The sequence below is a fragment of the Pseudorhodoplanes sp. genome (assembly GCF_035565855.1).
GTDB lineage: Bacteria > Pseudomonadota > Alphaproteobacteria > Rhizobiales > Xanthobacteraceae > Pseudorhodoplanes.
Map to the genome: position 1 here is coordinate 1 of NZ_DATMRX010000095.1, position 4,888 is coordinate 4,888.

At 64.8% G+C, this 4,888-nt stretch carries 4 protein-coding genes; all 4 read left to right on the forward strand.

Features of this window, described 5'->3' with window-relative positions; translation table 11 throughout:
• Positions 1–333 precede the first annotated feature (333 nt).
• On the forward strand, positions 334–1,932 hold the full coding sequence (locus VN004_RS05295; RefSeq protein ID WP_325607731.1) for a UbiD family decarboxylase: 1,599 nt from the start codon (positions 334–336) through the stop codon (positions 1,930–1,932).
• A gap of 333 nt (positions 1,933–2,265) precedes the next feature.
• Positions 2,266–3,120 carry an amidohydrolase family protein gene (locus tag VN004_RS05300; RefSeq protein WP_325607733.1) on the forward strand — a complete coding sequence of 285 codons (855 nt, stop codon included), beginning with the start codon at positions 2,266–2,268 and terminating at the stop codon, positions 3,118–3,120.
• A 20-nt stretch (positions 3,121–3,140) separates the two neighbouring features.
• Positions 3,141–4,037, forward strand: a complete 897-nt coding sequence (locus tag VN004_RS05305) for a phosphate ABC transporter substrate-binding protein (protein WP_325607735.1) — start codon at positions 3,141–3,143, stop codon at positions 4,035–4,037.
• 179 nt (positions 4,038–4,216) lie between these two features.
• The coding region (locus tag VN004_RS05310) for a tripartite tricarboxylate transporter substrate binding protein (protein WP_325607737.1) at positions 4,217–4,888 on the forward strand (672 nt) is incomplete at its 3' end.

Here is a 4,888-nt window from a genome sequence, read left to right on the forward strand (position 1 = left end):
CTCCACCGCGATGTCGTTGTCGGACACCGCGCCCCGCTCCGTCATCAAACGTCGCGATCGACGACGCCCTCGATGAGCAAGGCTGCGGACAGGATAAATGCGGTTCGGAGAGCGGGGATAAGTTTTTCGCGCATTGGTCGCGACTCCTCATGATGAGGAGCCCGCCGAAGCGCGCGCAGGCGGGCGTCTCGAACCATGAGGATCCTTCGAGACGCGCCCTGCGGGCGCTCCTCAGAATGAGGAATCTCCGCGCCGCATCCGAATGCATTGCTCCGCCATGCCGCGGTCGGTAGGGTGCGCCCGCTTCCGATCCCGCCCTTGGAGATGTCCGCAATGAACGAGAATTTCCGCCAGTTCCTGGACCGCTTGCGGCAGGCTGGCGAACTGGTTGACCTGCATCAGGCGGTCGATATCCGACACATCGCCACGTTGGTCGATCAGGCCAAGACCGCGCTCTTTTTCCATAACGTCATCGGCTACGACATACCGGTTGTGTCCGGCATCATCCGCTCGCGCGAGCGCGCCGTGATGTCGATGGGTTGCGAGAATTTCGGCGAAATCGAATTCAAGCTGGCCGATGCCATCGCCAAGCCGATCCCGCCCAAGCATGTGAAGACTTCGCCGACGCGCGAAGTCACTTATGTCGGCGACGACGTCGATCTCTACAAGCTGCCGATCCCGATGTCGTCGATCTACGACGGCGGGCCGATGATCACGGCCGGCGTCGTCATCGCCAAGGACCCCGAGCTTGGCGTGAACAGCGGCATCTACCGCTTCATCGTCAAGGAAAAGAGCCTCACCGGCATCGACATCGTCACGCCGAACAACATGCGCATGTTCGCGCAGCGCGCGTTCGAGCGCAAAGAGCCGCTGCCGATCTCGATCAGCATCGGCACGCACCCGTTCGAGATCATGGGCTCGGGCTATCGCGCCGCGCTTGGCGTCGATGAAATGGCCATCGCCGGCGGCCTGCGCGGCGAGCCCGTCGAGCTCGCGCCCTGCCAGACCATCGACGTGCCTTACATCGCCGACGCCGAGATCGTGCTGGAGGCGGAAATCCTGCCGACCGGCTGGACCTGGCCGGAGGGCCGCTTCGGCGAGTTCACCCGCCTGATGGGCGGGCTGCATTGGAATCCGCTGGTGCGCATCAAGGCCATCTCGATGCGCAAGGACGCGATCTACTACAACCTGCACATGCCCTGGGAGAACACCTGGCTCGCAGCGCCGACGCGCTACGCGCAGATCCGCCAGGCGGTGCGCACCGCCAACGTCGCGGTGAAGGACATCAACGTCACGCTCGGCGGCTGCGCGTTCTGGCACGCCATCATCTCGATCAAGAAAGCGCCCGGCGACGGCAAGAACGCGGCGCTCGCCGCCCTCTCGGTGATGGACCTCAAGCACGTCGTCATCGTCGATGAGGACATCGACGTGAACGATCCGAACGAGGTGGAATGGGCCATCGCCACGCGCGTGCAGGCCGACAAGGATGTGTTCATCATCCCCGGCGCGCGGGCGAAGCCGCTCGACCCGAGCCTGCTGCAAGGCGCGGGTGTGGTGCCGCTCGGCGCCAAGGTCGGCATCGACGCCACCATCCCCGAGCACATTCCGAAAGAACACTACGAGCGCATCACCTACGCCTATGCCGAAACGGCCAAGGTGGACGATTACGTCAAGGGCAAGGCCGACGCGGTCGGCAAGTCGGGCGACGAGAAGGAGGTCGCGGCGCTGGCGGCGAAAATCCTCGCCGCCATCGACAAGGAACCGCTCTACTACACCGATATCGCGGAGCGGTTTGCCGAATACGACTTCCGCACCGTGGCGCGCGCGCTCGGCCACCTGCACGAGACGGAAAAGCTCTGGCAGGACCCGCGCGGCAAGATGTGCGTGCGCGGCAGCAAGTTCGCCGCCGTGCTGCCGGCCACCAAGAAATAACGGCCGGCGCCGCAGCGTTGCGGCTCGTCATCGCCGGGCCTGGGTCGCTAGGCCCAGGCCCGTTTCTTTTGCGGCCATGCCTTCCGTCATTCCGGGACACGCTGAAAGCGCGAACCGGGAATCCGGAAACAAATTCCGAACCCGCCTCTGGATTCCGGCTCGCCGCCAGCGGCGGCCGGAATGACAGCGGTAGGGCCTCTTGATTCTGGCTGCGCATGAACATGAACGTGTCGATGCGCCGCGTTCGGAATGACGGGGCGGGTTTTTCCAGAAGCCGCTAGGCCGGGGCGCAACGGATCGCTAATATCGCGCTCCTTTCAATCTGGCCCCGACATGATCATCGACACCCACACCCACGTTATCGCCACCGACACCCAGAAATATCCGCTCGCGCCCGTGTTCGGGAAGCAATCGAACTGGTCGGCCGAACACCCGATCGACTATCCGGACATGGTGGCCGCCGAGAAAGCCGCCGGCGTCGCCAAGGCCGTCCTCGTGCAGGCCGCCTCGGCCTATGCCTTCGACAACACTTACGTCGCGGAATCGGTCGCCGCCCACCCCGAGCGCTTCACCGGCGTGTTCTCCATCGACGTCGTCGCGCCGGATGCCGTCGCCAAGATGAAGCACTGGATGAGCCAGGGACTCACCGGCATGCGCATCTTCACCTCCGGCTCGACCCATGCCGAACAGGAAACGTTCTTCGCCGAAGAGGCCGCCTTCCCTGCCTGGCAATACGCCAGCGACACCGGCACCTCCGTCTGTATGCAGATGCGCGTGAAGGGCCTGCCGCTGCTCGAAACCGTGCTGAAACGCTTCCCGAATGTGCCGGTCATCCTCGACCATTTCGCGCGGGCGGAGGCCGAGGACGGCCCGCCGTTCGCCTCCGCCGCGCCGCTCTGGGCGCTGTCGAAATATCCCAATGTCTATCTCAAGATCACGCACCGCCCGATCGAGCAATCGGTGAAGGGCAAATCCACCCCCGAGGCATTTCTCGGCAAGGCCGTCAGCGAGTTCGGCGCCGAGCGCATGACCTGGGGCTCGAACTTCCCGGCGGCGAAGCCGCCGCTGCCCGAACTGATCGACATGGCGCGCAAGGCGCTTTCCTTCTTGCCGCAAGGCGATCAAGATCAGATTTTCTACAAGACCGCGCTCAAGCTCTATCCGGCGCTAGCCAAGACCGCCGGCTGAAATTCAAGGGAGACATTGCCGTGCTGACACGCCCCGACAAGATCAAGCTTCACACCCTGCTCGGCAGCTATCCCAACGTGGTCGCGCTGAAGGACGGCCGCGTGAAGTCCGACCTGATCGAATGGGACTTCCCCGACTTTCCGGTCCCCAATCGCGGCTTCAAGCCGATGGTGCGCGAGCACCGCTTCGACTGCGGGGAGCTTGCCATTGTCACTTTCCTGCAGGCCAAGAGCTACGGCCTGCCCTACGTACTGCTGCCGGCGACCGTGCTCGGCCGCGGCCAGCTTCACACCGTCGCCTACAATTCCGAGCGTGGCGTAATGAAGCCGTCCGACCTCAACGGCAAGAAGTTCGGCGTGCGCTCCTACACCCAGACCACCGGCATCTGGGTGCGCGGAATCCTGGCGGAGTCTTACGGCGTCGATTGGTCCAAGGTGGAGATCACCACCATGGAGGACCCGCACGTCGCGGAATACAAGGACCCGCCGTTCGTCAAGCGCGCGCCGGCGACCAAGCAACTGCCGCAAATGCTGATCGACGGCGAGGTGGATGCCGCCCTGATCGGCGACAAGTTCCCCGATCCGCGCTTCAAGACGCTGATCCCCGATGCCGAAAACGCCAACAAGGAATGGGCGCTGGGCCACGGCGGCGTGCCGGTCAACCACATGGTGATCGTGCGCGAAAAGATCGCCAAGGAGCGCCCCGACGTGGTGGAGGAGATTTTCCGCCTGTTCAAGGCGGCGCGCGATCTCGACACATCCGCGCCCAAGGGGGCGCTCGACCCGTATCGCTTCGGCGTCGAGGCCAACCGCGCGGCGCTGGAGCGGATCATCGACTATGCCGTGAAGCAGCAGATGATCCCACGCAAGTTCACCGTGGACGAGTTGTTCGACGACACCACGCGCAAGCTCGCATAGCCCCGGAGGTTCCCATGCGCGCCCGGTCCTTCCGACACCGTTCCGGACGCGCGCCCACAAGCGCGGTCACGCGCGCCTTCGACGCGCTATGGCGCGCGATCCGCAATCCGCAGGTCAGCCAGGCAAGCTCCGCGTTCGCGTCTGGATTCCGGATCGCCCCTCGCGCGGCGGCGCCCGGAATGACGCTTTGCTTGTTTCTGGCAGCGACCCTTATCGGCAGCGCGCCCGCATCCGCTGAGGGCGATTTCCCCAATCGCCCGGTGCGGATCGTCGTGCCCTTCCCCGCCGGAGGACCGACCGACGTCAACATCCGCATCCTCGGCCAGAAGCTGTCGGAGATGTGGGGCCAAAGCGTCGTTATCGAGAACCGCCCCGGCGCCAACACCGGCATCGGCGCACAACTGGTGGCGAACGCACCGGCCGACGGCACCACGCTGCTCGCCGCGATGGACACCACGCTGGTGATGAACCCGGCGACCGGCGCCTCCATGAACTATGACCCGTTCAAGGATTTCGCGGCGATCACGCTGACGGCAAAGAACACTTCGCTGCTTACCGTGCGGGCGAGCGACGGGCCCAAGACGATCCAGGAGCTGATCGCGCGCGGCAAGGCGAGCAAGACCAAGCTCAACTACGGCGCGGGCATCATCATCACGCGCCTCGCCGGCGCGACCTTCGCCAAGGCCGCCGGCATCGACGTGGTGCTGGTGCCTTACAAGGGCAGCTCCGAGGTGGTGCAGGGCCTGCTCACCGGCAGCGTCGATTTCATCGTGGACGGGATCGCGCCGAGCCTGCCGCTCATCAAAAGCGGCCAGTTCCGCCCGCTGGCGAAACTCAACGACCGGCCGCTG

What these genes read in the sequence shown, in the direction of transcription:
- VN004_RS05295 (WP_325607731.1), top strand. Translation starts at nt 334, where the DNA reads ATGAACGAGAATTTCCGCCAGTTCCTGGACCGCTTGCGGCAGGCTGGC.
- VN004_RS05300 (WP_325607733.1), top strand. Translation starts at nt 2,266, where the DNA reads ATGATCATCGACACCCACACCCACGTTATCGCCACCGACACCCAGAAA.